The following is a 3,404-nucleotide window of genomic DNA, read 5'->3' as shown; positions in this document are numbered from 1 at the left end:
CCGGGGTGCTTTTCACCTTTCCCTCACGGTACTGGTTCACTATCGGTCACTAGGGAGTATTTAGCCTTGGGAGATGGTCCTCCCGGATTCCGACGGAATTTCACGTGTTCCGCCGTACTCAGGATCCACTCAGGAGAGGATGGATTTTCGACTACAGGGCTTTTACCTTCTCTGGCCGTCCTTTCCAGAACGGTTCATCTAACCCATCCTTTTGTAACTCCGTATAGAGTGTCCTACAACCCCAAGAGGCAAGCCTCTTGGTTTGGGCTGTTCCCGTTTCGCTCGCCGCTACTCAGGGAATCGATTTTTCTTTCTTCTCCTCCAGGTACTTAGATGTTTCAGTTCCCTGGGTGTGCCTTCTTAACGCTATGGATTCACGTTAAGATACTGTTCCATTACGAACAGTGGGTTCCCCCATTCGGAAATCTCCGGATCAAAGCTTACTTACAGCTCCCCGAAGCATATCGGTGTTAGTCCCGTCCTTCATCGGCTCCTAGTGCCAAGGCATCCACCGTGCGCCCTTAACAACTTAACCTTTACGGTTTTCGATACGCTGCGCAATACTTCGTCAATTTCGCTCGTTCGAATCCTCATGTACACATGTAGTACACTCCGGTTCTCACTCGCTCATTTCCTTGTCTTGCTTGCGTCTCGCAACCCTTACGGCTTTAATCCACGTCGCATTTACGTCGTGTTAGCCTAGTTGTTTGCGCTTTACAGTAAATTGCTTGCTTTCAATGTCGTTTATCCAGTTTTCAAAGAACAACACTATAACTTTGAAGGTCATAAACCTTCAAAACTGAACACAAAACGCTAATGCTTCCGTAAATATCCTTAGAAAGGAGGTGATCCAGCCGCACCTTCCGATACGGCTACCTTGTTACGACTTCACCCCAATCATCTGTCCCACCTTCGGCGGCTGGCTCCCGAAAGGGTTACCTCACCGACTTCGGGTGTTACAGACTCTCGTGGTGTGACGGGCGGTGTGTACAAGGCCCGGGAACGTATTCACCGCGGCATGCTGATCCGCGATTACTAGCGATTCCGGCTTCATGCAGGCGAGTTGCAGCCTGCAATCCGAACTGAGAACGGTTTTTTCGGATTGGCTCCGTCTCGCGACTTCGCGACCGTTTGTACCGTCCATTGTAGCACGTGTGTAGCCCAGGTCATAAGGGGCATGATGATTTGACGTCATCCCCACCTTCCTCCGTATTTGTACGGCAGTCTCCTTAGAGTGCCCAACTGAATGATGGCAACTAAGGACAAGGGTTGCGCTCGTTGCGGGACTTAACCCAACATCTCACGACACGAGCTGACGACAACCATGCACCACCTGTCACCGCTGTCCCCGAAGGGAAGGCTATGTCTCCATAGCGGTCAGCGGGATGTCAAGACCTGGTAAGGTTCTTCGCGTTGCTTCGAATTAAACCACATGCTCCACCGCTTGTGCGGGCCCCCGTCAATTCCTTTGAGTTTCAGTCTTGCGACCGTACTCCCCAGGCGGAGTGCTTAATGCGTTAGCTGCAGCACTAAGGGGTGGAAACCCCCTAACACTTAGCACTCATCGTTTACGGCGTGGACTACCAGGGTATCTAATCCTGTTTGCTCCCCACGCTTTCGCGCCTCAGCGTCAGTTACAGGCCAGGAAGCCGCCTTCGCCACTGGTGTTCCTCCATATCTCTACGCATTTCACCGCTACACATGGAATTCCGCTTCCCTCTCCTGCACTCAAGTCTCCCAGTTTCCAATGACCCTCCCCGGTTAAGCCGGGGGCTTTCACATCAGACTTAAGAAACCGCCTGCGCGCGCTTTACGCCCAATAATTCCGGACAACGCTTGCCACCTACGTATTACCGCGGCTGCTGGCACGTAGTTAGCCGTGGCTTTCTAGTAAGGTACCGTCAAGGTGCAGCCAGTTACTACTGCACTTGTTCTTCCCTTACAACAGAGCTTTACGATCCGAAGACCTTCTTCGCTCACGCGGCGTTGCTCCATCAGGCTTTCGCCCATTGTGGAAGATTCCCTACTGCTGCCTCCCGTAGGAGTCTGGGCCGTGTCTCAGTCCCAGTGTGGCCGATCACCCTCTCAGGTCGGCTACGCATCGTCGCCTTGGTAGGCCGTTACCCCACCAACAAGCTAATGCGCCGCGGGCCCATCCTATAGTGATAGCAGAACCATCTTTCAACACCAAAGCATGCACTTTGATGTGTTATCCGGTATTAGCACGCGTTTCCGCGAGTTATCCCAGTCTATAGGGCAGGTTACCCACGTGTTACTCACCCGTCCGCCGCTAACCTCATGAAAGCTAGGCTTTCAATTGGTTCGCTCGACTTGCATGTATTAGGCACGCCGCCAGCGTTCGTCCTGAGCCAGGATCAAACTCTCCATAAAAGAAAATTTGATTTGCTCAAAAATTGAATGTCCGAATCTAGTTTGTTAACGAGGGTTAACAACTAGATAATTTATTGCATTAACGTTTTGTTGTTCAGTTTTCAAGGTTCATGGTGGAGCATAGCGGGATCGAACCGCTGACCTCCTGCGTGCAAGGCAGGCGCTCTCCCAGCTGAGCTAATGCCCCAATATAATGTATGGTCGGGAAGACAGGATTCGAACCTGCGACCCCTTGGTCCCAAACCAAGTGCTCTACCAAGCTGAGCTACTTCCCGATTTTATGGCGCGCCAGGCAGGAGTCGAACCCACAACCTTCTGATCCGTAGTCAGACGCTCTATCCAATTGAGCTACTGGCGCTAACTTCTATTTTACATGGTGCCGAGGACCGGAGTCGAACCGGTACGGTAGTCACCTACCGCAGGATTTTAAGTCCTGTGCGTCTGCCAATTCCGCCACCCCGGCATTATTGGAGCGGAAGACGGGGTTCGAACCCGCGACCCCCACCTTGGCAAGGTGGTGTTCTACCACTGAACTACTTCCGCAATAATTATATTTTAAATGGTGCGGGTGGAGGGAGTCGAACCCCCACGCCGTGAGGCGCTAGATCCTAAGTCTAGTGCGTCTGCCAATTCCGCCACACCCGCAAAATGGTGAGCCATGAAGGACTTGAACCTTCGACCCTCTGATTAAAAGTCAGATGCTCTACCACTGAGCTAATGGCTCATGATGGTGCCGGCGAAAGGAATCGAACCCTCAACCTACTGATTACAAGTCAGTTGCTCTGCCAATTGAGCTACACCGGCATGATATGGTGGAGGATGACGGGATCGAACCGCCGACCCCCTGCTTGTAAGGCAGGTGCTCTCCCAGCTGAGCTAATCCTCCATATATTAGCCTAGCAACGTCCTACTCTCACAAGGGGAAGCCCCTTACTACCATCGGCGCTAAAGAGCTTAACTTCCGTGTTCGGTATGGGAACGGGTGTATCCTCTTTGCCATCGTCACTAGACTA

9 tRNA genes and 3 rRNA genes are annotated in these 3,404 nt (G+C 52.1%); all 12 read right to left on the bottom strand.

Annotated features, from left to right (window positions below):
* Positions 1-535: ribosomal RNA gene (locus NST98_RS17245) — 23S ribosomal RNA — on the bottom strand; the annotation flags it as partial.
* Between the two features lie 303 nt (positions 536-838).
* Positions 839-2,391: ribosomal RNA gene (locus tag NST98_RS17240) — 16S ribosomal RNA — on the bottom strand.
* A 111-nt stretch (positions 2,392-2,502) separates the two neighbouring features.
* A tRNA-Ala gene (locus NST98_RS17235) sits at positions 2,503-2,578 on the bottom strand.
* Between the two features lie 11 nt (positions 2,579-2,589).
* A tRNA-Pro gene (locus tag NST98_RS17230) sits at positions 2,590-2,666 on the bottom strand.
* Between the two features lie 6 nt (positions 2,667-2,672).
* Positions 2,673-2,749, bottom strand: a tRNA-Arg gene (locus NST98_RS17225).
* Between the two features lie 16 nt (positions 2,750-2,765).
* A tRNA-Leu gene (locus tag NST98_RS17220) sits at positions 2,766-2,854 on the bottom strand.
* A 5-nt stretch (positions 2,855-2,859) separates the two neighbouring features.
* Positions 2,860-2,934: transfer RNA gene (locus NST98_RS17215), tRNA-Gly, on the bottom strand.
* Positions 2,935-2,951: 17 nt separating this feature from the next.
* Positions 2,952-3,036 (bottom strand) — tRNA-Leu (locus NST98_RS17210).
* Positions 3,037-3,040: 4 nt separating this feature from the next.
* Positions 3,041-3,115, bottom strand: a tRNA-Lys gene (locus NST98_RS17205).
* Between the two features lie 4 nt (positions 3,116-3,119).
* Positions 3,120-3,195, bottom strand: a tRNA-Thr gene (locus NST98_RS17200).
* A 6-nt stretch (positions 3,196-3,201) separates the two neighbouring features.
* Positions 3,202-3,277 (bottom strand) — tRNA-Val (locus NST98_RS17195).
* An 8-nt stretch (positions 3,278-3,285) separates the two neighbouring features.
* Positions 3,286-3,401, bottom strand: a 5S ribosomal RNA gene (gene rrf, locus NST98_RS17190).
* Positions 3,402-3,404: the final 3 nt, after the last annotated feature.

The organism is Ureibacillus sp. FSL W8-0352 (assembly GCF_038004345.1).
In the GTDB taxonomy this organism is placed as follows: domain Bacteria; phylum Bacillota; class Bacilli; order Bacillales_A; family Planococcaceae; genus Ureibacillus; species Ureibacillus thermosphaericus.
The sequence above is the reverse complement of the archived record's forward strand: the minus strand, read 5'-3'. Positions and strand labels throughout refer to the sequence as shown.